General features: G+C 66.0%; 27 protein-coding genes. 10 read left to right on the forward strand and 17 right to left on the reverse strand.

Going from position 1 to position 25,184, the window contains the following annotated elements:
- The first annotated feature begins 6 nt into the window (after positions 1–6).
- The 4 genes from F466_RS0109590 to F466_RS0109605 all read left to right on the forward strand — a co-directional run bounded on the left by F466_RS0109590 (position 7) and on the right by F466_RS0109605 (position 3,893).
- The gene (locus tag F466_RS0109590; RefSeq protein WP_018994006.1) at positions 7–504 is read left to right on the forward strand and encodes an ATP-dependent zinc protease; all 498 of its coding nucleotides are present in this window, start codon (positions 7–9) and stop codon (positions 502–504) included.
- Positions 501–1,406, forward strand: coding sequence for a 30S ribosomal protein S6--L-glutamate ligase (gene rimK / locus F466_RS0109595; protein WP_018994007.1), 906 nt, complete (start codon positions 501–503; stop codon positions 1,404–1,406). The genes F466_RS0109590 and rimK overlap by 4 nt, the downstream gene beginning before the upstream one ends.
- Positions 1,406–2,476 (forward strand): succinylglutamate desuccinylase/aspartoacylase family protein, encoded by a 1,071-nt coding sequence (locus F466_RS0109600; RefSeq protein ID WP_018994008.1) that lies wholly within the window; start codon positions 1,406–1,408, stop codon positions 2,474–2,476. The genes rimK and F466_RS0109600 overlap by 1 nt, the downstream gene beginning before the upstream one ends.
- Positions 2,477–2,552: 76 nt before the next feature.
- The gene (locus F466_RS0109605) at positions 2,553–3,893 is read left to right on the forward strand and encodes a TlpA disulfide reductase family protein (RefSeq protein WP_018994009.1); all 1,341 of its coding nucleotides are present in this window, start codon (positions 2,553–2,555) and stop codon (positions 3,891–3,893) included.
- Here F466_RS0109605 and F466_RS0109610 read toward each other — a convergent pair.
- Positions 3,890–5,485, reverse strand: a complete 1,596-nt coding sequence (locus F466_RS0109610; RefSeq protein WP_019592698.1) for a hypothetical protein — start codon at positions 5,483–5,485, stop codon at positions 3,890–3,892. The genes F466_RS0109605 and F466_RS0109610 overlap by 4 nt on opposite strands.
- 28 nt (positions 5,486–5,513) lie before the next feature.
- Positions 5,514–6,107 (reverse strand): cytochrome b, encoded by a 594-nt coding sequence (locus F466_RS0109615; protein ID WP_018994011.1) that lies wholly within the window; start codon positions 6,105–6,107, stop codon positions 5,514–5,516.
- Positions 6,108–6,220: 113 nt separating this feature from the next.
- Here F466_RS0109615 and F466_RS0109620 point away from each other — a divergent pair, with 113 nt between their 5' ends.
- On the forward strand, positions 6,221–6,946 hold the full coding sequence (locus F466_RS0109620) for an HAD family hydrolase (protein WP_018994012.1): 726 nt from the start codon (positions 6,221–6,223) through the stop codon (positions 6,944–6,946).
- Positions 6,947–6,972: 26 nt separating this feature from the next.
- Here F466_RS0109620 and arfB read toward each other — a convergent pair whose 3' ends face one another.
- The 15 genes from arfB to apbC form a co-directional block, all read right to left on the reverse strand.
- Entirely contained in the window at positions 6,973–7,392 is a 420-nt protein-coding gene (gene arfB / locus F466_RS0109625) for an alternative ribosome rescue aminoacyl-tRNA hydrolase ArfB (RefSeq protein WP_018138403.1), read from the reverse strand.
- A gap of 13 nt (positions 7,393–7,405) precedes the next feature.
- Entirely contained in the window at positions 7,406–7,678 is a 273-nt protein-coding gene (locus F466_RS0109630) for a hypothetical protein (protein ID WP_018138402.1), read from the reverse strand.
- 204 nt (positions 7,679–7,882) lie between these two features.
- Positions 7,883–9,475 (reverse strand): peptide chain release factor 3, encoded by a 1,593-nt coding sequence (locus F466_RS0109635; RefSeq protein ID WP_018994013.1) that lies wholly within the window; start codon positions 9,473–9,475, stop codon positions 7,883–7,885.
- A 142-nt stretch (positions 9,476–9,617) separates the two neighbouring features.
- A complete protein-coding gene (locus F466_RS0109640) occupies positions 9,618–10,421 on the reverse strand; it encodes a tetratricopeptide repeat protein (RefSeq protein ID WP_018994014.1) in 804 nt (267 codons plus the stop codon).
- A gap of 156 nt (positions 10,422–10,577) precedes the next feature.
- Positions 10,578–11,057 carry a ribosomal protein S18-alanine N-acetyltransferase gene (rimI, locus tag F466_RS0109645; protein ID WP_026182202.1) on the reverse strand — a complete coding sequence of 160 codons (480 nt, stop codon included), beginning with the start codon at positions 11,055–11,057 and terminating at the stop codon, positions 10,578–10,580.
- A gap of 94 nt (positions 11,058–11,151) precedes the next feature.
- Positions 11,152–11,955 carry a uracil-DNA glycosylase family protein gene (locus tag F466_RS13180; RefSeq protein ID WP_026296445.1) on the reverse strand — a complete coding sequence of 268 codons (804 nt, stop codon included), beginning with the start codon at positions 11,953–11,955 and terminating at the stop codon, positions 11,152–11,154.
- Positions 11,956–11,958: 3 nt separating this feature from the next.
- Positions 11,959–12,768, reverse strand: coding sequence for a CDP-diacylglycerol--serine O-phosphatidyltransferase (gene pssA / locus F466_RS0109655; RefSeq protein WP_018138397.1), 810 nt, complete (start codon positions 12,766–12,768; stop codon positions 11,959–11,961).
- A complete protein-coding gene (locus F466_RS0109660) occupies positions 12,765–13,433 on the reverse strand; it encodes a phosphatidylserine decarboxylase (RefSeq protein ID WP_018138396.1) in 669 nt (222 codons plus the stop codon). Before F466_RS0109660 ends, pssA begins: the two co-directional genes overlap by 4 nt.
- A 63-nt stretch (positions 13,434–13,496) precedes the next feature.
- On the reverse strand, positions 13,497–14,513 hold the full coding sequence (gene ilvC / locus F466_RS0109665) for a ketol-acid reductoisomerase (RefSeq protein ID WP_018138395.1): 1,017 nt from the start codon (positions 14,511–14,513) through the stop codon (positions 13,497–13,499).
- A gap of 91 nt (positions 14,514–14,604) precedes the next feature.
- Positions 14,605–15,099 carry an acetolactate synthase small subunit gene (gene ilvN / locus F466_RS0109670; RefSeq protein WP_018138394.1) on the reverse strand — a complete coding sequence of 165 codons (495 nt, stop codon included), beginning with the start codon at positions 15,097–15,099 and terminating at the stop codon, positions 14,605–14,607.
- A gap of 22 nt (positions 15,100–15,121) precedes the next feature.
- Positions 15,122–16,840, reverse strand: a complete 1,719-nt coding sequence (gene ilvB / locus F466_RS0109675; protein WP_018138393.1) for a biosynthetic-type acetolactate synthase large subunit — start codon at positions 16,838–16,840, stop codon at positions 15,122–15,124.
- Positions 16,841–17,005: 165 nt separating this feature from the next.
- A complete protein-coding gene (locus tag F466_RS0109680) occupies positions 17,006–17,215 on the reverse strand; it encodes a fimbrillin family protein (RefSeq protein ID WP_018138392.1) in 210 nt (69 codons plus the stop codon).
- A 110-nt stretch (positions 17,216–17,325) separates the two neighbouring features.
- On the reverse strand, positions 17,326–18,231 hold the full coding sequence (locus tag F466_RS0109685) for a carbamate kinase (protein WP_018138391.1): 906 nt from the start codon (positions 18,229–18,231) through the stop codon (positions 17,326–17,328).
- A gap of 30 nt (positions 18,232–18,261) precedes the next feature.
- Positions 18,262–18,828: a dCTP deaminase gene (gene dcd, locus F466_RS0109690; RefSeq protein ID WP_018138390.1), complete on the reverse strand. Its 567-nt coding sequence runs from the start codon at positions 18,826–18,828 to the stop codon at positions 18,262–18,264.
- 29 nt (positions 18,829–18,857) lie between these two features.
- Entirely contained in the window at positions 18,858–19,949 is a 1,092-nt protein-coding gene (gene apbC, locus F466_RS0109695) for an iron-sulfur cluster carrier protein ApbC (RefSeq protein ID WP_018138389.1), read from the reverse strand.
- 461 nt (positions 19,950–20,410) lie between these two features.
- Between apbC and metG the strand changes: the two genes are divergently transcribed.
- The 5 genes from metG to rsxB all read left to right on the forward strand — a co-directional run bounded on the left by metG (position 20,411) and on the right by rsxB (position 25,160).
- Complete coding sequence (gene metG, locus F466_RS0109700; protein WP_018994016.1) at positions 20,411–22,447, forward strand: methionine--tRNA ligase; 2,037 nt, start codon at positions 20,411–20,413, stop codon at positions 22,445–22,447.
- Between the two features lie 69 nt (positions 22,448–22,516).
- The gene (mtnB, locus tag F466_RS0109705; protein WP_018174132.1) at positions 22,517–23,137 is read left to right on the forward strand and encodes a methylthioribulose 1-phosphate dehydratase; all 621 of its coding nucleotides are present in this window, start codon (positions 22,517–22,519) and stop codon (positions 23,135–23,137) included.
- Positions 23,134–23,829 (forward strand): hypothetical protein, encoded by a 696-nt coding sequence (locus tag F466_RS0109710; RefSeq protein ID WP_018174133.1) that lies wholly within the window; start codon positions 23,134–23,136, stop codon positions 23,827–23,829. The genes mtnB and F466_RS0109710 overlap by 4 nt, the downstream gene beginning before the upstream one ends.
- Positions 23,830–24,000: 171 nt before the next feature.
- Positions 24,001–24,579, forward strand: a complete 579-nt coding sequence (gene rsxA, locus F466_RS0109715) for an electron transport complex subunit RsxA (RefSeq protein ID WP_017925285.1) — start codon at positions 24,001–24,003, stop codon at positions 24,577–24,579.
- Positions 24,576–25,160, forward strand: coding sequence for an electron transport complex subunit RsxB (gene rsxB, locus F466_RS0109720; protein WP_018138385.1), 585 nt, complete (start codon positions 24,576–24,578; stop codon positions 25,158–25,160). The genes rsxA and rsxB overlap by 4 nt, the downstream gene beginning before the upstream one ends.
- The last annotated feature ends 24 nt before the right edge of the window (positions 25,161–25,184 follow it).

The following is a 25,184-nucleotide window of genomic DNA, read 5'->3' on the forward strand; positions in this document are numbered from 1 at the left end:
AGACTCATGGATCGCCCGCCTCATTACAATCCATCGGCGCGTGCCGAAGATGTGCTCGGCTGGCGCGAGTGGGTCGGCCTACCGGATCTCGGCCTCGGAGCCATCAAGTGCAAGGTGGATACCGGCGCGCGCAGCTCCGCGCTGCATGCCTTCTATATCGAGAGTTTTACCCGCGACGGGCATGAATGGGTGCGCTTCGGGATCCATCCGTACCAGCAGGATGACCAGACCGAGGCCTGGTGCGAGGCCCCGGTACTGGATGTTCGCAACGTCACCGACTCCGGCGGCCATAGCGGCGAGCGTTACTTCATCGCCACCCGCGCTAAAATCGGTGATCGAGTGATCCCTCTGGAACTCTCCCTGACCAGTCGCGATACCATGCGGTTTCGTATGCTGCTCGGGCGCGAGGCCATGCGGGGGCGGTTTCTGGTGGACCCCCGCGCCTCGTTTCTGCTCGGGCGACCCGCTCCACATCCTGCAACGCCGGAATCCATGCCCGAATGAAGCTCGGAATCCTCTCGCGCAACAGCAAGCTCTACTCCACCCGGCGCCTGGTCGAGGCCGCCCAGGAACGCGGTCACGAGATCCGCGTGGTGGACCCGCTACGCTGCTACATGAACATCACCGCGCACAAGCCCCAGATCCACTACAAGGGCGATGTGCTCGACCAGTTCAACGCGGTGATCCCGCGTATCGGCGCCTCCATCACCTTCTACGGCAGCGCCGTGCTGCGCCAGTTCGAGATGATGAACGTCTACCCCCTGAACGAGTCAGTGGCCATCTCGCGCTCGCGCGACAAGCTGCGCAGCCTGCAACTCCTGTCACGCCGCGGCATCGGGCTGCCGGTAACCGGCTTTGCCCACTCCCCCGATGACATCGACGACCTGCTGGCCACTGTCGGCGGCGCACCCGCCGTGATCAAACTGCTGGAGGGAACCCAGGGGCTTGGGGTCGTGCTGGCCGAGACCAAACAGGCGGCGGAAAGCGTGATCCAGGCCTTCATGGGTCTGAAGCAGCACATCCTGGTGCAGGAGTACATCAAGGAGGCCAAGGGCTCGGATATCCGCTGCCTGGTGATCGGCGACAAGGTCGTCGCCTCGATGAAGCGCCAGGCAAAGGAAGGCGAGTTTCGTTCCAACCTGCATCGCGGTGGCAGCGCGAGCCTGTGCCGCATCACCCCCGAGGAACGGGCTACGGCGGTGCGCGCGGCCAAGGTGATGGGCCTGAATGTCTGCGGCGTCGACCTCCTGCGCTCCAACCACGGCGCGGTGGTGATGGAGGTGAACTCCTCACCGGGCCTGGAAGGAATCGAAAACGCCTCCGGCAAGGACGTGGCCGGCATGATCATCGACTTCATCCAGAAGAACGCCAAGCCGAACCGCACCAAGACCAAGGGCCGTGGCTGATGGCCACACCCCGGGGCGACCGTAACGCCCCCATCACCATCGGCGGGACAACCGTGCGCCCGGGTGAACGGCGAACGGTGGAGCTGCAGCTCGGTGCCCTGTACACCCACACCCCGACCAACATGCCCGTACAGGTGCTGTGCGGCCGGCGCAAGGGACCGGTGCTGTTCGTCAGCGCCGCCATCCATGGCGACGAGATCAACGGCGTGGAGATCATCCGCCGTCTGCTGAAGGTCCCGGCGCTGCGGCGCATGCGGGGCACGCTGCTGGCGATCCCCGTGGTCAACATGCACGGCTTCATCAACCAGAGCCGCTACCTGCCCGACCGCCGCGACCTGAATCGCTGTTTCCCCGGATCACCCAAGGGCTCGCTGGGGGCCCGGGTCGCGCGGCTGTTCATGCGCGAGATCGTCCACCGCAGCACCCACGGGATCGACCTGCACACCGGGGCGATCCACCGCTCCAACCTGCCGCAGATCCGCGCCAACCTCGACCACGCGGAAACACAGGAACTGGCGCGCGCCTTCGGCGCACCGGTGGTCCTGAATTCCGCACTGCGCGACGGCTCCCTGCGCGAGGCCGCGGCGGAGCGGGATACGCCGATCCTGCTGTACGAGGCCGGCGAGGCACTGCGCTTCGACGAGCTGTCCATCCGCGGCGGTGTACACGGGATCATCGAGGTGATGCGGCATCTTGGCATGCTGCCGGCGAGCCGGCGCCGCAGCCCGCGCGAGCCCATCATGGCCCGCACCAGCGGCTGGGTACGCGCCCCCCAAAGCGGCATCCTGCGCAGCTTCGTGCGCCAAGGCGATCGCGTGGTCCGCGACCAGACGCGCCTGGCAATCGTCTCCGATCCCTTCGGCGAGACCGAGACCGAGGTCCTCGCCCCGGCCTCGGGGATCATCATCGGTCAGCTCAACCTGCCCCTGATCAACGAGGGCGACGCCCTGTACCATATCGCCCAGTTCAACCGGACCGACCTGGCGGTGGAACGCCTGGAGACCTTCCAGGAAAACCTCGAGGCCAGCGACTACCCCTACGCCGACGCCCCGCGCCCGGAAACGCCCTGACGTTCACACTGGCGGGGGATCAAAACCCGCTGTCACCACGTCTACGGCTTGAACTCATTCAACCAGACCTCTGTCCATGATCCGTTTGCCCTTGTGGCTCCATGCCCTGCTCCTGACTGGCGCCCTGTGTACGAGCCCCGCCCTGGCGCAAGAGATTGCCGAAGAGACCTCGGACGATGCCCGGACCGGCACGGTCTCCGCCGCCACCAGCATCGACGCGGGCGGGGCCGAGATCCCGGTCGAGCGCTACCCCACCGATGGCGAGGCCGTGCTGCTGTGGTTCCCGTCCGAGCACGGGCTGCTGGACGGCCACCGGCAGCAGGCCCTGGCGCTACAGGCCGCCGGCGTCGAGGTCTGGCTGACGGACCCGTTCGCCGGGCATTTCCTGCCGGAGGCCGCCTCCAGCTTCGACGAGATGCCGACCGACACCGTGGGCGACCTGATCGAGGCCGCGCACGCGGAAGACGAACGCGCGGTGTTCGTGTTCGGCAATGACCGCGCCCTGCCCTGGCTGCTCACGGGCCTGTACCACTGGCAGGAAGAACATCCGGAAGCAGAGCACCTGGCGGGGCTGATCATGATGAGCCCGTACCTGCATACCGGGGTGGACACCGACGAGGCCGAGATGCAACCCATCGTCGGCGTCACCAACCTGCCCGTCTACATCATCCAGCCGATGCTGTCTCCGCAGTTCCAGCACCTGGGGCTGATCCGCTCGACCCTCAGTGACGGGGGCAGCACCGTCGGGGCGCGCCTGCTCCCCGAGTTGCGTGACCGCTTCTTCTTCCGCCCCGATGCGATGGAGACCGAGCTCCTGGCGCGCGAGGTCTTCCACCAGGAACTCGTCTACGGCATGGACCTGCTACGCCGCCTGTCGGCCGCGCGCACCGCCACCGCATCCGACGACCTGGACCTGAGCGTGAACACGCCCACCGGCGGCGACGTCCAGCTGGATACGCTGGACGAACCCATCGCGGCCCCCGAACTGGTCCGCCCGGACCTGGCCGGCGAGGAACACCGGCTGGAGGACTATCGTGGCGAGGTCGTGCTGATCAACTTCTGGGCCAGCTGGTGCCCGCCCTGCGTGCACGAAATGCCGTCCATGCAGCTGCTGGAAGACGAGCTGCGCGAACAGGGCTTTCGCATCCTCGCGGTCAATCTTGGCGAGGACGAAGAGACCATCCGCGACTTCATCGAGAACGAGGTGCAAACCGAGTTCACCATCCTGCTCGACCCGGACCAGGAGTCGCTGAACGACTGGCGCGCGATGGCCTACCCCACCAGCTATGTCGTCGACCGCGAGGGCAACCTGCGCTACTACCTGTTCGGCGCCATCGAGTGGACCGAACCCGGCGTCGTCGACCAGATGCGCGAACTGCTCGAGGAAGACTACGAAGCCTCGGAAGGCGACGACTAGTCCGAACCCGGTGGCGTCCCGAACGCCTCGCGCAGCCACTCGCGCAGGGCGTCAAAGCCATGCTCCGCCCGCTCCGAGGGCGGCTGCATGCCCGGGACGAACCCGTATTCGCGAAATGGCTCCAGCAAGGCCGGATCGCCGCTGATGATATGCACGGGCACGGCCCAGCTGGCGTCCTGACCAGTCACCAGGGCGGCCGGCTGGTGATCACCCAGCATGAAAAATAGCGTGTCCTCGTCCGCATACCGCGCCGCGTAGCCGCCGGTCACCTCCAGCGAATAGCGCACCGACTCCGCGTAGTACTCGCGCACGCGATCGAAGTCCCGCCACAGCGACTCCGGGGTCGGGCCCTTGCCCGCCCACTCGTCGAAGACCGCGCCGTCCCCGATCGACTCCCAGTCCTCCAGCACCGGCAGGATCGGCGTCCACGGTGCATGCGAGCTGATCAGGGCCAGCATCGCGAATACCGGGCGCTCCGAGGGCCCGCGGATCTCGCGTTCGAAGAACGACCAGGTGTACTGGTCCGGCATGGTCACCCAGAAAAACGGCGGCCCGGCGTAGTCGAACCCGTGCTTGTCGACGATCCGGTCCCAGCGAAACCACTGTCCCTCCGGCCAGTCGAGCTGGATCGCCGGGGCCAGCATGGCCGTGTCGTGCCCGGTCGCCTGAAAGTCCTGCACCAGGGTGTCGCGGGTCTGCGCCTGCAGGGCGTCATAATGCCCGGCGTAACGCACCTGCAGGCCCGCCAGCAGCGAGGCCTGCGCCAGCCAGGACTGCCCCCCGGCGATCGGGGCCTCCAGTACACCGGTCACCACATGCAGGTCCGCGGCGTCGAGCTGCTCGCCAATGGATTCGAGACTCGGCACGATGACCGGGGCATAGCGCTCGTCGAACACCGCCGAGACCCCGTAGGACTCCACCAGCCCCAGGATCACGTCGACGTCAGCCAGACCCGTCAGGGGACGCCCCTCGGCCTGCTCGCGGGTCTGTTCCAGGCGCTCGCGAAATACACGGTTCTCCGCCAACGCCCCCTGCCCGGCCACGATCTGCTTTTGGACCGAAACGAGCCCGGGCGCGGCCGTACCCGGCGGTGCCGCGCCCCGGCCGGAGACGACCGCCCCCACCAGCCCGAGTGTTAGCAGCCCGACCGCTACGGACAGGGGTATCCGGCGCCCTTGCGTCGGCTGAACGGTCAGCGCGAACAGGCCGCGCCCCGCGCCCGCGATCACCGCGATCAGCCCCGTGATCAGTACGACCACCAGTGCCACCGTGACCCAGAGATCCAGATTGCCGGTCACCAGCCGGTAGACCGCGTCCAGCAGGATCCAGTCCTGCATCACATTCAGGGGGCGTACCAGGCTGACGCGGGTCAGGGCATCGAACAGGGCCAGCACCACCAGCGCCAACAGCACGCATCCGGCCAGCCAGGCCAGCGCACGCGCCAGCCGCCCGGCGGGCAACAGCGCGAACAGCCCGACCAGCAGGACCGCCTCCCAGGCCAGCCAGTACGGGCCAATTCCCGCGTGGCGGGGCACGTCCAGCCCCAGCAGCACGACGTTGAGTGCCGCGAGGGTCAGCAGCAGTCGAATCACGGGCAGACGGACATTAGGGAAACACTGATCAATGTACACGCTCGCGCTGCGGGGAACCGAACGTCATCCGCTGCAGGACACCATCCCGTCGCACACGCCAGTGGTACAGGGCCGCCGAGATATGACCCAGTGCCAGCACCAGAAGGGTGATCCCCAGGATCTGGTGCCAGGCGAACAGGGTCTCCGACAGCGCCTCGTTTTCCGGGAACAGGCCCGGCAGGATCAGCGGACCCAGCTGCACCGGGTAGCCGCCGGCGGCCGTGGCCCACCAGCCGATTACCGGCATCACGATCAACAGCAGATACAGCAGGCCGTGGACCGACTCGGCGGCAATGCGCTGGGCCGGCGGCAACGCGACCGCGTAGGGCGGCTTGCCATGCCGCAGACGCATGCCCACACGCACCAGCATCAGCAGCAGCACCAGCACGCCGAAGCTCTTGTGCCAGGTGTAGATGGTGTCGGTCGTGCCTTCGCCAAAGCGCTCCTGGAGACCCTCGAAGCCATACCAGCCAATGGTCCCGCCCAGCGCCAGCGCACCCAGCACCAGCACGGCGACCGCCCAGTGCACGATCCGCTGGCTCAGGGCGTAACGCGGCCACACTCCGGTATTGTCCGTCTCCATCCCGCACTCCCGTTCGTGTATGCCCCCAACATGCCGCCCCCACAGCATGCCCGCAACCCCAGCCCGGCTGACGATATCCCCCATTGGCCGTACCGGGCCATTATGCTTTGAGGATGCGATCCTCCATCCCCAACCCCACGCCGCTGACCGGCGTACGCTGCCTGACGTTCGACCTCGACGACACGCTGTGGCCGGTGATGCCGGTGATCCACCATGCGGAGGCGCGCTTCTACGCCTGGCTGCGCGAGCACGCGCCGGTGGTCTGCGAACGCTTTGATCCGCAGGCCCTGATTGCTGAACGGGCCGCCTTCATGCGCGCGGCCCCGCAGAGCGAGCGCCACGACCTGACCGGCCTGCGCAAGCGCTGGCTGCGCCGGCTGGCCACGGATTGCGGCTGCTGTCCCGATCTGCTCTCGGGCGAGGGATTCGCGGTGTTCTGGCATGCGCGCAACGAGGTGACGCCCTTCCCCGAGGCGGATGGCGTGCTCGCCACGCTGTCGCGTCACTTCCGGCTGGGCGCGATCAGCAACGGCAATGCCGATGTCTTTCGCACCCCCCTGGGGCGCCACTTCGACTTTGCGATCGCGGCGGGCGAGGCCGGCGCGGCCAAGCCCGACCCGGTGATCTTCGCCCAGGCCCGCGAGCAGGCCAGCGTCGAGGCCGAGCAGATCCTGCATGTGGGGGATGACAGCACCAGCGACGTCCTGGGAGCCCTGAACGCGGGGTTTCAGGCCGCCTGGTTCAATCCCGACGCGCTGCCCTGGGAACACGGGCGCCCCCGACCAATACTGACACTGGGCCGCCTGGGCCAGCTGCCGCGGCATCTCGGGATCGACTAGGCGTCTATCGCCGCAGCCCCACCCTCTCAGTCGGGATCGACGCGGCCGCGCAGGGCCTTCTTGCGGCCACGGTGGGTCTTGCCCTCTAGCCGACGCAGCTTGGAGGCACGTGTGGGCCGGGTCGGCTTGCGCGTCTTGATCGGGCGGCCCGCCTCGCGCAGGAGCTCGGCCAGGCGCTCCAGCGCATCCTCGCGATTGGCCTCCTGGGCACGGTACTGCTGCGCCTTGATCACCACCACGCCGTCCTTGCTGATGCGCTGATCACGGCGGCGCAGCAGGCGCTGCTTGTAGACCTCCGGGAGACTGGAGGCATGGATATCGAAACGAAGATGGATGGCCGAGGCCACCTTGTTCACATTCTGCCCGCCCGCGCCCTGGGCCCGGATCGCGGTCAGCTCGATCTCGTCGTCCGGCACCGTAACGCTGTTGGAGATACGCAGGGTCATGGCAGCGTATTCGCTAGCGAAAGTCGCCGTCCTGGATTCGACCCTCGTCATCCAGCTCGGCGAAGAAGCGCGAGTTGTCCTGGCGGTACTCGTGGGTCGCGATCTCGCCCGGCAGCACCAGCGTCACGTCCGGGTAGACGCGCTCGAACTCCTCGGGGCTCGGCCGGGTTTCCAGGAAGTGCAGAAACGGGTTCATCTGCTTGACCGTCCCCGGACGCGGCTCCGGCCCGTCGGGCCGCGTCTCGGTCTTGTGGACCGCGCAGCCGCTAACCCCAAGCGCCAGCATCACTGCCACTACGGACATCCATCGAAGTACTCGTGACATGCATCCCTCCGGCGTCAGTCGTATGCAACTTTATTGCGAGGCACCGCAGGCGCCGCAGCAGTCGCAAACTGGCATCAAGCCACGAACCACTGGTTTCGGATGGAGGTCCCCAGGTCGCTACGCTCCTCGCGATGACGGTGCCAACGCAGGGCTCCGGGGTCGCCCCTACTCGGTTGGCTGGCCGTGCTCGCGGGTGGCCTCGAAGCGGACCTCCGGCCATTTCTCCTGCGCCATCTGCAGGTTCACCCGTGTCGGGGCGATATAGACCAGATCGCCGCCGTGGTCGATCGCCAGGTTGACCGCGGCCTTCTCCTTGAACTCCTCGAGTTTCTTCGGATCGTCACATTCGACCCAGCGTGCCGTCTGGACGTTCACGTTCTCGAACTGCGCCTCGACCTTGTACTCGGTGCGCAGGCGCTCGGCGACCACATCGAACTGCAGCACGCCAACCGCGCCCAGGATCAGGTCGTTATTGGTCAGCGGGCGGTAGAGCTGGGTCGCCCCTTCCTCGCACAGCTCCTGCAGGCCCTTGGCCAGCTGCTTCATCTTCAGCGGGTCCTTCAGCTGTGCGCGACGGAACAGCTCCGGCGCGAAGTTCGGCACGCCGGTAAAGGTCAGGTCCTCGCCCTCGGTGAAGGTATCCCCGATGCGGATGGTGCCGTGGTTGTGGATGCCGATGATGTCGCCCGGATAGGCGGTCTCCACATGCTCGCGGTCCGAGGCCATGAAGGTCAGCGCATCGGGGATCTTCACGTCGCGCCCGATGCGCACATGGCGCAGTTTCGCGCCCTTGTCGAAGGTGCCGGAGCAGATGCGCATGAAGGCGATGCGGTCGCGATGTTTCGGGTCCATGTTCGCCTGGATCTTGAACACGAAGCCGCTGAACTTCTCCTCGGTGGGCTCGACCTTGCGCGAATGGGTCGGCCGCGGCAGCGGACCCGGGGCGTATTCTACGAAGTCGTCCAGCAGTTCCTCGATGCCGAAGTTGTTGATCGCGGAGCCGAAGAACACCGGGGTCTGTTCGCCACGCAGGTAGCCGTCGGAATCGAACTCATGTGAGGCGCCCCGCACCAGCTCCATCTCGTCACGCAGCTCCTGTGCCTGATCGCCGAGCACCTCGTCCAGGCGCGGATTGTCCAGCCCTTCGATGATCTCGCCGGTGGACTTCTTGCCACCCTCTTCCGGGTCGTACAGGTGCACCGCATCGCGGCGGATATGGTAGACGCCGCGGAAACGCTTGCCGGACCCGATCGGCCAGGTGATCGGGGCACACTGGATTTTCAGCACCTCTTCGACCTCGTCGAGCAGCTCGATCGGGTCGCGGCCCTCGCGGTCCATCTTGTTGACGAAGGTCATGATTGGCGTATCGCGCAGCCGGCAGACCTCCATCAGCTTGATGGTGCGCTCCTCAACACCCTTGGCCGCGTCGATCACCATCAGCGCGGAGTCCACCGCGGTCAGCGTGCGGTAGGTGTCCTCGGAGAAGTCTGCATGCCCGGGGGTGTCCAGCAGGTTCACGATGCGGCCCTTGTAGGGATACTGCATCACCGAGGAGGTCACCGAGATCCCGCGCTGCTTTTCCATCTCCATCCAGTCGGAGGTGGCATGGCGCGACGCCTTGCGCCCCTTGACCGTACCGGCGAGCTGGATCGCACCACCGTACAGCAGGAGCTTTTCGGTCATGGTGGTCTTGCCCGCGTCCGGGTGCGAGATGATCGCAAACGTCCGGCGCCGGGCGGTTTCCTCGAGAAAAGACATGGTCTTGGGCCGCCTGAGTGAAGCGCGGGAGTTTAACGCGAAAACGGGGCAGGCGTTGCGTTTCCCGGTGCCCGCAATGCAAACGGCCCCGGATCAAGATCCGGGGCCGTTTGCAGCAGGCCCTGAACAATAATGGCTCGCGCTAGCGTGCAGAGGCTCGCTGGATCGCGGAGGACTGTTCGTCCAGCCGGCTCTGGGCCAGGTCCAGATCACGCTGGCTCATGCGCGTCTTCACGGCCTCCATGCGCTCGCTGTCCTCGGCCAGGGAATACCAGACATAGGCCTCGACCAGATCACGCTCCACGCCCTGTCCGTTCTGGTGCAGGCGCCCGAGACCGATCTGCGCATTACGATCGCCTCGCTCCGCAGCCTTGGTGTACCAGCGGGCGGCCTCACCGGGATTCCGGTTCGTCCCGCGACCCGTCTCGTGCAGGAAGCCGTAGTAGTACTTGGCCGAAACCTGGCCCTGCTCGGCCGCCTTGCCCAGCCACTCCAGGGCCTCGCCATTCGACTGCTCGTTACGGGCATAGTGGCTGCCCAGCCAGTACTGCGCATTGGCGTAGCCGAGTTCGGCCGAGCGGGTGTAGTGCTCGAGGGCCTTGTCTTCATCGGCAGCCGTGCCACGGCCGGCGGCAAACATGAATCCAAGGTAGTAGTGGGCGCCCGCATGGTCGTCGTCCGCCGCACGCGCGAACCAGTGCAGCGCCGCGTCGTAATCCACGTCAGTGCCACGGCCGACATAGTTGGCCATACCCACGTCGAACATGGCGCGGGTGTCACCGCGCTGGGCGTTGCCTTCACGAATCTCGTACCAGACGCCGAGCAACTCCTGTTGCCGCTCGACTTCGTCGTAGCCGAAATCCTGGGCCTGAGCCGCACCGACCCCAAAGGCCAGGGGCAATGTCAGGGGAAGAGAGAAAAACAACGCACGCAGGGATCGGGACATGGGGCAGCCTCGCAGGGAATTCCGGCATCAATGCCGGTTACGATCATAGACCGCCCCCCATCCGCGCGCAAAACCCGTCCACGGGTACGAGAACCGCTGGCCGCAAAACGCCCTCCGAACGCCGAAAAAACGTGGCAGACGTCACACTGTGTCGCGTCACGCCCCGGCCGGGGCGTCGCAACGGCAACTCAGCACCCAGGCATCCTCGCGGCCGCTGTGCAACGGGTAGTAGCGCGGCCGGGTGCCGATGTGCTCGAAGCCCTCCGAACGATAAAGCTGGACCGCCGCGACATTGGAGGGACGCACCTCCAGAAGCAGGGCCTCGGCCCTCTGGTCGCAGGCATAGTCGAGCAGGCGGCGCAGCATGAAGCGACCCAGCCCGTAGCCCTGCCAGCGTCGGTCCACGGTCAGATTCAGAAGATGCGCCTCGCCGGCCGCCACGGTCAGCACGGCGTGTCCCACCTGGCGTTCATCCACCTCCAGCACCCAGCAGTCGTATCCGACCCGGATGCAGTCCTCGAAGATGCGCGCGGTCCACGGATAGTGATACGCCTCGCGCTCGATGCCCATCACACACTCGACATCCTCGGCCAGCATGCGGCGCATCCGGGGTTGTACTTGCGGCTCGGCACTCATGGCGTCGGGCTGGATCTCCTGAGTTTATTACCTGGGCTGAACATATAGGCGAGTCCGCGTTCGCTGCGTTCCCTAACACCTACAGTCTGCAGGGTTACCCTCCGGGCGCACTCGTCAGACAGGCCCGCGCGCGCTGCAGATCCTGCCAGGCCCTGGCCTTGTCCTGCGGCTTCCGCAAAAGGTAGGCCGGATGATAGGTCACGACCAGCGGGACCTCACGATACCGGTGCAGGCTGCCCCGCAGGGATCCCAGCGGCTGGTCGGTCTCCAGCAGTTGCTGGGCGGCGACACGCCCCAGCGCCACGATCACCTCCGGCTGCACCAGTGCGATCTGCCGGTCCAGGAAGCCACGGCAGGCCCGGGATTCCTCCGGACTGGGGTCGCGGTTGTTCGGCGGACGACACTTGAGGACATTCGCGATAAAGACATCCTGCCGTCGATCGAGTCCCAGCGCGGCGAGCATGCTGTCCAGCAACTGGCCGGCACGCCCGACAAACGGCTCGCCTCGGCGGTCTTCCTCGACCCCGGGTGCCTCGCCCACGAACAGCCACCGGGCACGGCGGTCGCCCACGCCAAACACGGTCTGCGTACGCTGGGCCGCCAGTTCGGCGCAGGCCGTGCAGTCGCGCACACGGGCTTCGAGCTCGGGCCAGTCCAGAGCCGCAACTTCGACTTCCAGCGGCCCGCTCGCGGGGGACACGAGCGGCTCGGGTATCTCGGGTGTCTCGGGGGGTGCACTGGTCGCTTGAGCCGACGCGGCCTCGGGCATTAGCGGGGCAGTGGGAGGCTCGACGGTCGGGGCTGCGGCCGGCACGCCAGGAAAGGCGCCGTCCCGGGCACGCCAAACGGGGATCCCCATATCGGCCAGGATACGGCGTTTGCGCGCCGACAGGTCCACGCCTCAATCTCCCGAGGGCGTACGGCGACGGTGACGGCGCCAGCGCTCCAGCGTCAGCAGGGGTCCGGACAGGGCGTAAATCACGAAGCCCGCCCAAAGGACCTTGGGCGGATCCAGCGCCAGCAGCATCAGTGCGCCCACCACCCCGACGATCGCCAGGAAGGGCACCCGATGCTTGAAGTCCATGTCCTTGAAGCTGAAGTAGGTCAGATTGCTGACCATCGCCGCACCTGCCAGAACCGTCACGATCAGGATCGCCACCACGTACGGATCGGCCAGATCCGCCGGAATGCCAAGATCCTCGAGCACCCAGACCATCCCCACCACCAGCGCGGCGGCGGCAGGGCTCGGCAGCCCCTGGAAGAAACGTTTGTCGACCACGGCCAGTCGGCTGTTGAAGCGCGCGAGACGCAATGCCGCGGCCGTGGCAAAGAAGAAGGCCGCCACCCAGCCAAGATTGCCCAGATCCTGCAGCTGCCACAGGTACACGACGAGGGCCGGGGCCACGCCGAAGGAGACCAGGTCGGAGAGCGAGTCATACTGCGCCCCGAACTCGCTTTGCGTGTCCGTCATACGCGCCACGCGGCCATCGAGGGTATCCAGGACCATGGCCACGAACACCGCGATCGCGGCGGTCGTAAATTCGCCATTGATCGCGGAGACAATCGCGAAGAAGCCGGAGAACAGCACCCCGGTCGTGAACAGGTTGGGCAGCAGAAAGATCCCGCGGCGACGCCGGGAACGGCCCTCGTGCCGCTCGTCGGCCCCGTTCATCTCGTCGATATCGCTTGATCTCTCGTCATCCGGCGTCACTCCAGCACCTCCACGGTCGCTTCCTCGTCGCCACTGGCCTCCGGCAGCCCACCGATCACGGTGGAGCCCGCCAGCACCTTCTGGCCGACCTGGGCCATGACCTGCGACCCGGCCGGCAGCCAGACCTCGAAGGTAGCACCGAACCCGGCAAAACCCATGCGTTTGCCGCGCCCGAGTCGATTCCCGGGCACCACATTCTGCAGGCGGATCATGCGCGGCCAGTGATTGACCGACAGCGCGAGCGTCAGGCGCGTGCCCTCGTCGGTCGCCAGCGCAAATGCCAGGCGGTGATCGAGCTGCCCGTCCGGCGGGCTATCCGTCTCCTTACCCGGCCAGACCCGCTCCACCACCTTCGATTCCTGCGGGGCATGGACGTTGTATTCCCCCAGGCGTCGCTGACGAATGCGAATCCGCAGGGCTGACTTGCCCGTGAACGGATCGGTCGTCTCGTCGATCGCCTCCACCGTGCCATCGGCCGGGGCAATCACGCCCAGCGCGGGGGCCGCCGCCTTGCGCCGAAGGTCGCGGAAAAGCCCCATCAGCGCCACGGTCAGCAGCACCATGAACAGGCCCAGCTCCGCCTCCCCGACTAGCAGCGAGATCACCGCCATCCAGGCGGAGATGATCACGAACAGACGGCCTTCGGGGGCAAGCGGAAACAGCATGGGGTTCTCGGAGGGGGTGCGGGTGCGCGACCCGGGGTCTGTGCCCCGGGTCGCCCCGACGGATCAGTTGCGGGACTTGTCGACCAGCTGGTTGGCCTTGATCCACGGCATCATCGCACGCAGGCGTTCGCCCACCTGCTCGATCTCGTGGGCCGCGTTCAGGCGGCGGTTGGCGGTCATCGACGGGTAATTCATCGCGCCTTCCAGGATGAACTGCTTGGCGTACTCGCCGTTCTGGATGTTCTTCAGCGCCTCGCGCATCGCCCAGCGCGACTCCTCGTTGATCACCTGCGGGCCGGTCACGTACTCGCCGTACTCGGCATTGTTGGAGATCGAGTAGTTCATGTTGGCGATGCCACCCTCGTACATCAGGTCGACGATCAGCTTGAGCTCGTGCAGGCACTCGAAGTAGGCCATCTCCGGGGCGTAGCCGGCCTCGGTCAGGGTCTCGAAGCCGGCCTTGACCAGTTCCACCGCACCGCCGCAGAGCACGGCCTGTTCGCCGAACAGGTCGGTCTCGGTCTCGTCCTTGAAGGTGGTCTCGATGATGCCGGTGCGGCCGCCGCCGATCGCGGAGGCGTAGGACATCGCGATGTCACGGGCCTTGCCGGAGGCGTCCTGCTGGATCGCGATCAGGTCGGGGATGCCGCCGCCACGCACGAACTCGGAGCGCACGGTGTGGCCCGGGGCCTTCGGCGCGATCATGATCACGTCCAGGTCCTTGCGCGGCACGATCTGGTTGTAGTGGATCGCGAAGCCGTGGGCGAACGCCAGGGTCGCACCCTCCTTCAGGTTCGGCTCCAGCACGTCGCGGTACAGGGCGGCCTGGTATTCGTCCGGGGCCAGCACCATAATCAGGTCGGCGCCGGCGGTCGCGGCGTCGACATCGGCGACCTTCAGGCCAGCTTCTTCGGCCTTGGCGCGCGAGGCGGAGCCGTCGCGCAGGCCCACGGTCACGTCCACACCGGAATCCTTCAGGTTGTTCGCATGGGCGTGGCCCTGCGAGCCGTAGCCGATGATCGCGACCTTCATGCCCTGGATGATGGAGAGGTCGGCGTCTTTGTCGTAATACAGATTCATGGCAGTCATTTCCTTGGCAACAGGCCCCGCCAGGGGGCCGATGACGAATAAAAAGCCCGTGCCTGGCCGGCACGGACGAAAACGAAGACGATTACAGCTGCAGCGCGACGTCGCCGCGGGCGATGCCCATCACACCCGAGCGCACGACTTCCAGCACCGGGAACGGCGAGACAGCCTCGAGGAAGGCATCCAGCTTGGAGCCCTCGCCGGTGATCTCGATCACGTAGGTCTGTTGGGTCACGTCGATGATGCGACCGCGGAAGATATCGGTCAGGCGCTTGACCTCTTCACGGTCGGCGGCCTCGCCGACGCGTACCTTGACCAGTGCCATCTCGCGCTCGATGTGCGGATGCGCGGTCATGTCCAGCAGCTTGATCACGTCGACCAGCTTGTTCAGCTGCTTGGTGATCTGCTCGACGATCTCGTCGGAGCCACTGGTGACGATGGTCATGCGCGACAGCGACGGGTCGTCGGTCGGCGCGACGGTCAGCGATTCGATGTTGTAGCCACGCGCGGAGAACAGGCCGGCCACCCTTGAGAGGGCACCGGATTCGTTTTCCAGCAGGACACTGATGATATGACGCATACGGCTCTTCCCTGTACCCGGTTCAGACCAGGATCATTTCGTTCTGGCCGGCGCCGGCCGGGATCATCGGATAGACGTTCTCGGACTGGTCGGTGAGGAAGTCCAGGAACACCAGGCGCTCCTTCTGCGCGAGGGCCTCCTTGATCGCGCCCTCGACGTCGCCCGGCTTGTCGATACGCATGCCCACATGGCCATACGCCTCGGCCAGCTTCACGAAGTCCGGCAGCGCGTCCATGTAGGACATCGCGTAACGGCCCTGGTAGAAGAATTCCTGCCACTGCCGGACCATGCCCAGGTAGCGGTTGTTCAGGTTCAGGATCTTGATCGGGAGCTGGTACTGGTAGCAGGTCGACAGCTCCTGGATGCACATCTGGATGCTGGCCTCGCCGGTGATGCAGCCGACCGTCGCGTCCGGGTGCGCGAACTGCACGCCCATCGCAAACGGCAGGCCCACGCCCATCGTCCCCAGGCCACCCGAGTTGATCCATCGGTTGGGCTTGTCGAAGCCGTAGAACTGCGCGGCCCACATCTGGTGCTGGCCGACGTCGGAGGTCACGAAGGCATCGCCCTGCGTCAGCTCCCAGAACTTCTGCACCACGTACTGCGGCTTGATCAGTTCGGACTCGCGGTCGTATTTCAGGCAGTCCTGCGACTGCCACTCGCGGATCTGCTTCCACCAGGCATCCAGCGCCGCCGGGTCCGGCTTCGCGTTGGCGGCGTCCAGCGCCTTGATCAGCTCGCGCAGCACCGGCTCCACCTCGCCAACGATGGGCACGTCGACCTTCACGTTCTTGGAAATCGAGGATGGGTCGACATCGACATGCACGATCTTCGCGTGCGGGCAGAACTTCTCGATGTTGCCGGTCACGCGGTCGTCGAAGCGCGCGCCGATCGCAATCAGCACGTCGGCGTGGTGCATGGCCATGTTGGCCTCGTAGGTCCCGTGCATGCCCAGCATGCCGAGGAACTGCTTGTCCGACGCCGGATAGCCACCCAGCCCCATCAGGGTGTTGGTGATCGGGTAGCCCAGCTTGCGGGTGAACTCGGTCAGTGCCTCGGAACCCCTGCCCAGGATCACGCCCCCACCGGTGTAGATCATCGGCTGCTTCGCCGACAGGATCAGGTCCACCGCCTTGTCGATCTGGCCTGTATAGCCGCCAAAGGTCGGGTTGTACGAGCGCATGTGGATGGACTCGGGATATTCGAACTCGCAGCTCGCCGCGGTCACATCCTTCGGGATATCCACGACCACGGGGCCGGGGCGGCCGGTGGTCGCCACGTAGAAGGCCTTCTTGATCGTGGTCGCCAGGTCCTTCACGTCCTTGACCAGGAAGTTGTGCTTCACGCAGGGGCGGGTAATCCCCACGGTATCCACTTCCTGGAAGGCATCGTTGCCGATCAGGCTGGTCGGCACCTGGCCGGTGAACACCACCAGCGGCACCGAATCCATGTAGGCATCGGCGATCCCGGTAATCGCATTGGTCGCACCGGGGCCGGAGGTGACCAGCGCGACACCCGGCTTGTCGGAGGACTTGGCATAGCCCTCGGCCGCGTGCACCGCACCCTGCTCGTGACGCACCAGTACGTGCGAGACTTTGTCCTGGCGATACAGCGCATCATAGATGTGCAGTACCGCCCCGCCGGGATACCCGAATACGACATCGACACCCTCGGCCTGCAGGCTGCGGCAGAAGATTTCGGCGCCGGTGATGGCGGTGGAGGAACTTGAGGTCTCGGACATGGTGGTCGACTTCCTTACCTAAGGGCTCGTGCGTGATCGTGACGGGATCACCCAGCAGGAATCAAAATAGCCCAACATCCTAATATGAAATGACGATTTTTCCCAGCACCGGGGTGCGGAAAAGCCATCCCGGGAGGCGGCCCAGCATTGTGCAGACAGCCGGCTTCAGTCGTCCGACTTCTTCACGTCCGCCGCGGGCAGACCGGGATTGGTCGGGCGGCGGGCATCGTCGCTGGACATGTCCTGCGGCGCCATCTGCTGTTCCAGCCCTTGCGGCGGGTTCACCTCTTCTTCCTCGCCTCCGCAACCGGCCAGCACAAGCGTGGCGGCAACCGACAGAACGAGGAATCCAGTGATTCGGGCATGGCGGTACATAGCATTCTTCCTTGCAAGACAGGGGCGTGAACTGGCGAGCTTGCCGTGGCGCCAATGGCTTGGCAACAATCCACCACGGCGAGACGCTGATTCCCGCGCGGGCCCGGACCCTACGACATCCCAACCGGCAGTATCCGCGTCCCGGCCCGCCCCGCAATAATCGCGGCAGCGTCCTCGAGCGCCCCGATCCCGGCACGGGCACCGTATTCCGCGACGCGCCGCGCGGCCTCCATCTTCGGGCCCATCGAACCGGCCGGGAACGACGCGGGGTCGACCGCGCTCACCAGCAATGCCTTCAAGCGCGTGGCGTCAGGCTCGCCCCAGTTCCAGTAGACGCCGTCGACGTCCGTCAGCATCAACAGCCAGTCCGCGCCCAGTTCCACTGCGAGGCGTGCGGCGGTCAGGTCCTTGTCCACCACCGCCTCGATACCGTACAGCCTTCCCTCAGCGTCTCGCGCGACCGGCACACCGCCGCCGCCCGCGCAGATCGCGAGGGACCCGCCGTCGACCAGGGTCCGTACGGCCTCCACGCCCAGCACCTTCTGCGGCTCCGGCGAGGCCACCACGCGCCGCCAGCCGTCACCGTCGCGGGCGATATCCCAGCCGCGTGCCTCGGCCAGTGCACGCGCCCGGGATTCACCCCAGACCGGGCCGATGAATTTCTCGGGGCGGGCGAACGCCGGATCGTCCGGGTCGACCTCGGTCTGCGTCAGGAGGCTGGCAACCCGGTCATGGCCCAGGGCGTTGTGCAGTTCCTGCGCAAGGATGTAGCCGATCATCCCGTGGCTCTCGGCGCCGACCACATCCAGTGGCCAGTGGATGGAGTCGGCCTCCGCCTGGCTGGCGAGCAGGCCCACCTGCGGGCCATTGCCGTGGGTCACAACGACCTCGTGCTCGTTTGCGACTGCGGCGACAGCCCGCGCCGCGGCACGGGCGTTGCGCCGCTGGGCCTCGGCCGACGGCGTCTCGCCGCGTTGCAGCAGGGCGTTTCCGCCCAGCGCGATCACGATGCGCATGGCGGCCTCCTGGGTAGAAGGGTGAGTGCGTCAGGTACGGGGCAGTGTTACGCCGCGCTGGCCCTGATACTTGCCGCCGCGGTCCTTGTAGGACGTCTCGCAGACCTCGTCGGACTGCAGGAACAGCATCTGCGCCACACCCTCGTTGGCGTAGATCTTGGCTGGCAGCGGCGTGGTGTTGGAGAACTCCAGGGTCACGTGGCCTTCCCACTCGGGTTCCAGCGGGGTCACGTTCACGATGATGCCGCAGCGCGCGTAGGTCGATTTGCCGAGGCAGATGGTCAGCACGTCACGCGGGATGCGGAAGTACTCGACGGTATGCGCCAGCGCAAACGAGTTGGGCGGGATGATGCAGACATCGGAATGCACGTCCACAAAGCTGCCCTCGTCGAAGCCCTTGGGGTCGACGATGCTCGAGTTGATGTTGGTGAAGATCTTGAAGTGCTCCGAGCAGCGCACGTCATAGCCATAGCTGGACGTGCCGTAGGAGACGATGCGCTGCTCGTCGCGATAGCGGACCTGACCGGGCTCGAAGGGCTCGATCATGCCCTTCGTCTCGGCCATCTCCCGGATCCAGCGGTCCGACTTGATGCTCATCTGCCCTGTCCCTGGTTGTGATCGCCGGATCAGTTGTTCTGGATGACGATATTGGGGAATTTGCTGCTGTAGTCCTTCGCCTGCTCCGCGAGCTTGGCGCCGGTACGGCGGGCGATCTCGCGATAGATCTCTGTGATGCGGCCGTCCGGATCGGCGATCACGGTCGGTTCACCACCGTCGGCCTGCTCGCGAATGCGAATATCCAGCGGCAGCGCGCCGAGCATGTCCACGCCATACTCTTCGGCCATGCCCTGGGCACCGCCCTGGCCGAAGATGTGCTCCTCGTGGCCACAGCTCGAGCAGATATGAATGCTCATGTTCTCGATGATGCCCAGTACCGGCACCTCCACCTTCTCGAACATGCGCAGGCCCTTGCGCGCATCCAGAAGTGCGATGTCCTGCGGGGTGGTGACGATCACCGCGCCGGAGACCGGGATCTTCTGCGACAGGGTCAGCTGGATATCACCGGTGCCCGGCGGCAGGTCGATCACCAGGTAGTCGAGATCCTTCCAGTTGGTCTCGTTCAGCAGCTGCTCAAGGGCCTGGGTGACCATCGGGCCACGCCAGATCATCGGCGTGTCCTCGTCGATCAGGAAGCCGATGGACATCGCCTGCACGCCGTGGCGTTCCAGCGGCTCCATGGACTTGCCGTCTTTCGACTCCGGGCGGTCCTTGATGCCCAGCATGCGCGGCTGGCTGGGGCCATAGATATCCGCATCCAGGATGCCGACCTGCGCGCCTTCGGCCGCCAGGCCCAAGGCCAGGTTGACCGCGGTGGTGGACTTGCCCACCCCGCCCTTGCCGGAGGCCACAGCGATGATGTTCTTGATGCCGGGCATCGGCTTCAGGCTCTTCTGCACCGCGTGGGCGGTCACCCTGGTGGTGATCGTCACTTCGGAGGACTCCAGCCCGGCGACGCCGGCCAGCGCCCCCTGGATCGCGGCGCGCAGCTCGTCGTGATAGCCGCTCGCGGAGTAGCCCATCTCGAGGGTGATGGCCGCCCGTGCGCCCTCCACACGGATGTCCTTGACCGCACCGGCGGCCACCAAGTCCTGCTCCAGGTACTTGTCCTGAACGGTCTTCAGGGCGTTTTCGATCTGCTCGCGCGAGAGTTCGGCCATGGCGTTCGTTCCATCCGGCAGTTGGGAGTGATCGCGCGATTCTACTGGGCCGCAATCAGCACGCCAATGGCACCACCACACGCCAGCCCTTTACCCATGCCGCAAGAGGCGCCACAGATGATCTGTCAACCCCTATTCGCGACTTTTATACACATGAATCTTCGCTGCCCCTGAAAACGCCCCAGATAGCAGCCAAAACACCGAAAGCACTACACAAAGAACCTTCATGTATTTGTTTTTTCGGTATAAAAAGAAATTGAACGTTTTTTGACCAATCTGTACAAGGCCCTTGCGTGACAAGGCCTGACGATGAATTCCACTGGGTTGCCCACAGAGTTATCCACAGCTTCTGTGGAAAAGCCCGTGGCGGACTTTTCCACGCCTCGACAACCCGGCTGGCAGCCCCGACAATAGCGCCCCTGCATGCCACCGCCCGCCGCTACCGACGCACGAGTCCGACGATGACTGACACGCCGCGCAAGATCCTGGTCACCAGCGCCCTGCCCTACGCCAACGGGCCGATCCATCTGGGGCACCTGGTCGAGTACATCCAGACCGATATCTGGGTGCGCTTCCAGCGTGCGCGCGGCCACGAGGTGATCTACGTCTGCGCGGATGACGCCCACGGCACGCCGATCATGCTGAAGGCCCGCGCCGAGGGCATCGAACCCGAAGAGTTGATCACGCGCGTACGCCAGGAGCACGAGGCCGACTTCAGCGAGTTCCTGGTGGATTTCGACCACTACCACTCGACCCACTCGGACGAAAACCGCGAACTGGCCGCCCACATCTACACCGCGCTGCGCGACGCCGGGCACATCGAGACGCGCACCATCGACCAGGCCTACGACCCCGAGGCCGGGATGTTCCTGCCCGACCGCTTCATCAAGGGCACCTGCCCCAACTGCGGCGCCGAGGAGCAGTACGGCGATTCCTGCGAGGCCTGCGGAGCCACCTACAGCCCGCTGGACCTGAAAGACCCGGTTTCCGCGATCAGCGGCGCCCGTCCCGAGTCGCGCCAGTCCGAGCACTACTTCTTCAAACTCGGCGACTTCGAGGCCTTCCTGCGCGAATGGACCGGCTCCGGCCGCCTGCAGGACGCGATCCGCAACAAGCTCGACGAGTGGTTCGATGCGGGCCTGACCGACTGGGACATCTCGCGCGATGCCCCCTACTTCGGCTTCGAGATCCCCGACGCCCCGGGCAAGTACTTCTACGTCTGGCTGGACGCGCCGATCGGCTACATGGCGAGCTTTCGCGCCTACGCCGAGAAGCAGGGCCTGAACTTTGATGCCTGGTGGGGCGCGGATTCCGATGCCGAGCTGTATCACTTCATCGGCAAGGACATCGCGTATTTCCATACGCTGTTCTGGCCGGCGATGCTGCACGGCGCGGGCTTTCGCACGCCCAGCGCGGTGTTCTGCCACGGCTTCCTGACCGTCAACGGGCAGAAGATGTCCAAATCGCGCGGGACCTTCATCCGCGCGCGCGACTACCTGGACCACCTGAACCCCGAATCCCTGCGCTACTACCTCGCCGCCAAGCTGGGTGCCGGGGTCGACGACCTCGACCTCAACCTGGACGACTTCGTCCAGCGTGTGAACTCCGATCTGGTCGGCAAGCTGGTCAACATCGCCAGCCGCTGCGCCGGCTTCATTACCAAGCGCTCGAACGGCGAGCTGGCGGCCGAGCTGCCACGTCCGGACCTGCACGAGGCCTTCGTCGCCGAGGGCGACGCCATCGCGGCCGCGTTCGAGAACCGCGAATACGCCCAGGCCATCCGCCGCATCATGGCGCTGGCCGATCAGGCCAACCAGTACATCGACGAGGCCCAGCCCTGGGTGCTGGCGAAACAGGAAGGCCGCGAGGCCGAGGTACAGGCCATCTCCACCCAGGGCCTGGACCTGTTCCGCATCCTGATCGTCTACCTCGCCCCGGTGCTGCCGCGACTGGCGGCCGACGCTGCGGCCTTCCTCCGGCTGGACAGCCTGGCCTGGGACACGCGCGCGCCGCTGGTCGGGCGCTCGATCGAGAAGTTCAAGCCGCTGATGACCCGCATCGAAGGCGAGACCGTCGACAAGCTGCTGGAGGCCTCGAAGGCCACCCTGGCCGCGACCGCGCAAACGCCCAGCCCCAACCCCGAAGCGGAGCCCGACGTGGACCCCATCGCCGAGACCATCGACTTCGACACCTTTGCAAAGGTGGACCTGCGCATCGCCCGCATCGCCAGTGCCGAGCACGTGGAAGGTGCCGACAAGCTGCTGAAGCTCACCCTCGATATCGGCTCGGAGACGCGCCAGGTGTTTGCCGGGATCAAGTCGGCCTACGCGCCGGAGGACCTGGTCGGCCGGCACACTGTGATGGTCGCCAACCTCGCGCCGCGCAAGATGCGCTTTGGCGTATCCGAGGGCATGGTCCTGGCGGCCGGCCCCGGCGGCTCGGAGCTGTACATCCTGAACCCGGACGACGGCGCCCAAGCCGGGATGCGGGTCAAATAGGCCGCCCGCGTCATGGATTTGCACCCACGGCTCGCGTAAGCTGCCGCTCTTTTGTCGATACCCGGACGCATGGACCAAAGCCCCGAATTCCTGGCGCAGGTACGCCTGCTGGCCGAAGCAGGCCGCGATCTCTCGGCGCGCGGCTGGTTGCCCGCGCGCACCGGCCACTTCTCCGCGCGCCTGGACGACCGGCATATCGCCGTCACCGCGCCCAATCGCGAGAAGAGCTTTCTCGACCGCCACGACTTCCTGGTGGTCGATCTCGACGGCCACGTGGTCGCCGGCAGCGAAGAGCCGGCCCCGGAGACCTTCCTGCACATCATCATGTACCGCCACGATGCCCAGCTGGGCGCCGTGCTGCACACGCATTCCGTACATGCGACCGTACTGTCGCGCCAGTTCCCCGGCACGCTTGCCCTGCGCGACTACGAGGTCCTGCGCGAACTGCCCGGCGTGAAGAATCCCGCGCGGGGCCTGGACCTGCCCGTGTTCGCGAACGACCCCGACGTACAGCAACTGGCCGCGCGGGTCGACGCCGCCATGACCCGCGAGCCGAATCTCGCCGGGTTCCTGATCGGCGGCCACGGCCTCTATACCTGGGGCGCGAGCGTGGAGCTGGCACTGCACCGGGTCGAGGCCTTCGAATTCATGTTCCAGTGCGAGACGCTTGCACACCAGATGAGCCGATGAACATGTCACCGAATCCCGCGCCCCAGGCCCTGATCCTCGCGTTCGAGGGGGTGCTGGCGCCGCCCGGCGTACTGCGCGACACGCTCGAGCCCTATTCCCTGGAGGCCTTGCCGGGCTTTCTCGAGCGCCACGCGGAGAGTACCGCGGTGCAACGCGTGCTCGCGGATATCCTCGCCTATTCCGGCCGCGAGCTGGACGTCGACGGGCTGCTCGCGCAGATCCGCGCCTGGATTCGCGGCGGACAGGACATCACGCCCCTGCGCCAGCTACAGGGGCTGATCTGGGCCGACGCCCTGGAGGCCTCGATGCTGCGCCCTGAGCTGTCGGACGACACGGCCCGCGCCCTGATGGCGCTGGACGATGCCGGCGTGGCCCTGTACAGCTTTGGTGCGAGCCCGGCCCCGGTCCAGCGCGACTGGCTGCGTCACGGCCCGTATCCGGAGGTGGAGCAGCGTCTGACCGGACTGTTCGACACCCGCATCGGCGGTCGCCGCGATGCCGGCAGCTACCGCCGTCTGGCCGACGAGATCGGCATCGCGCCGGAGGCGATCATGCTGCTGTCGGTGCGCGGCGAGGAGCTGGATGCCGCACACCAGGCCTGGCTGCAGACCGCCCGCCCGTTCACCGACCCGGCGGCTACCGACCAACACCCACTGCGCAGCCTGGAATCGCTCATCCCGGCAGGCGACTAGACTCTATCCTGCAGGGGCAAGCCTGTCCGCGAATGCCGCCCGCCAAGGTCCGGCTATTGCAGGGGCTTCGCGGGCAGGCCCGCTCCCACGCAAAACCAGCGCCCCGGAAGGGTTGAGTCGGGATAAGCAGTCCCTGATACTATTTTGTTGACCTGACGACTCGGAATTAACGTGGAATACGTCCTGATCCTCATCAGTACGATCCTCGTGAACAACTTCGTACTGGTGAAGTTTCTGGGCCTGTGCCCGTTCATGGGGGTCTCGCGCAAGGTCGAGACGGCCACCGGCATGGGCCTGGCCACGACCTTCGTGCTGACGTTGTCCGCGGTCAGTTCCTACGTGATCAACGAATACCTGCTGACCCCACTGGGGCTCGAGTACCTGCGCACCATCGCGTTCATCCTCGTGATCGCCGCCGTGGTCCAGTTCACCGAGCTGGTGGTGCGCAAGACCAGCCCGCTGCTCTACAACGTGCTGGGCATCTTCCTGCCGCTGATCACCACCAACTGCGCGGTGCTGGGCGTGGCCCTGCTGAACGTCCAGGAGGCACACAACTTCGTCGAATCCGCGCTCTACGGCTTCGGCGCCGCGGTCGGCTTCTCCCTGGTGCTGATCCTGTTCTCCGCCATTCGTGAACGCATCGCGGTGGCCGATGTGCCCGTGGTCTTTCGCGGCAGCGCGGTCGCCATGGTCACCGCGGGCCTGATGTCGCTGGCGTTCATGGGCTTCTCCGGGCTGGTGCGGCTGTGAGTGTCGTCTACGCCATCCTCGCGATCGGCGGTCTGGCCGCCGCGTTCGGACTGATCCTCGGCTTTGCCGCACAGCGCTTTCGCGTCGAGGCGGATCCGGTCGTCGACCAGATCGACGCCCTGCTGCCACAGACCCAGTGCGGCCAGTGCTCCTACCCTGGCTGCCGCCCTTATGCCGAGGCGATCGCTGCAGGCGAAGCCGACATCAACCGCTGCCCGCCCGGTGGCCAGGCCACGGTCCAGGCGCTGGCGGACCTGCTGGACCGCGAGCCGACCCCGCTGGAAGAAGAGGAACAGGAAAAGGCCGTCGCGGTGATCGACGAAAACATCTGCATCGGCTGCACCCTGTGCATCCAGGCCTGCCCGGTGGACGCCATCCTGGGCGCAGCCAAGCAGATGCATACCGTGATCGAGGAGGAATGCACCGGCTGCGAACTGTGCATCGAACCCTGTCCAGTCGACTGCATCGACATGGTGCCGGTCCAGACCGATATCACCGAGTGGCGCTGGGCGGAGCCGGAACCCTCGCCCATCGAGCGGCCCATTTACGCGATTGCGGACGTCTCGCGCAGCGGGCACTAAGCCCCGCACCCGCGAAACGTTAGA

Origin of the sequence: Thioalkalivibrio sp. ALgr1, assembly GCF_000378285.1 — a bacterium.
GTDB lineage: Bacteria > Pseudomonadota > Gammaproteobacteria > Ectothiorhodospirales > Ectothiorhodospiraceae > Thioalkalivibrio.